This is a genomic window from Microbacterium sp. AISO3 (assembly GCF_002204305.1).
GTDB lineage: Bacteria > Actinomycetota > Actinomycetes > Actinomycetales > Microbacteriaceae > Microbacterium > Microbacterium arborescens.
This window is the reverse complement of the sequence record NZ_NHRF01000195.1, coordinates 1-389: the sequence shown is the minus strand read 5'-3', so window position 1 is coordinate 389 and position 389 is coordinate 1. Positions and strand designations below refer to the sequence as shown.

Sequence of the window (389 nt, the reverse complement as noted above, 5' to 3'; positions counted from 1 at the left end):
CGCAATACTCGCCTGTCTGGGCGGCAGAGCGAGGCGAGGCCATCAAGGCGGCAGTCGTATAGAGCTGCTCCTGAACGAGCCGCTGGCACAGCACGTCGTAGCGCTTGAGGTAGGACGCTCCCTGGAACTCTGGGAACACCGGGAAATGGGGTGAGCTATCGCGAACGGGCGCGCGTGAGGCAGCTTCGTCCTCCACGAGCATCAACCAACCGACGAACGGTCGCGGATGTTTTCCGAAGGCACCTTCGCGGTACGCGGTCCAGAGGTCATGGGCCGTGCCAATCGCTTCCTCAGTCCGATTGTTGAAGTTGTTTCCGAAAGACGGGCCGACTTGGCTCTTCATTTCCACGGCGGCGAGCAATCGGCCTTCGTTGATGACGAGCAAGTCC

1 protein-coding gene is annotated in these 389 nt (G+C 61.2%); it reads right to left on the bottom strand.

The window, feature by feature from the left end; translation table 11 throughout:
- Positions 1-389 (bottom strand): PaeR7I family type II restriction endonuclease (locus CBF90_RS16940; RefSeq protein WP_242435716.1); only part of this gene is annotated, 389 nt, incomplete at both ends.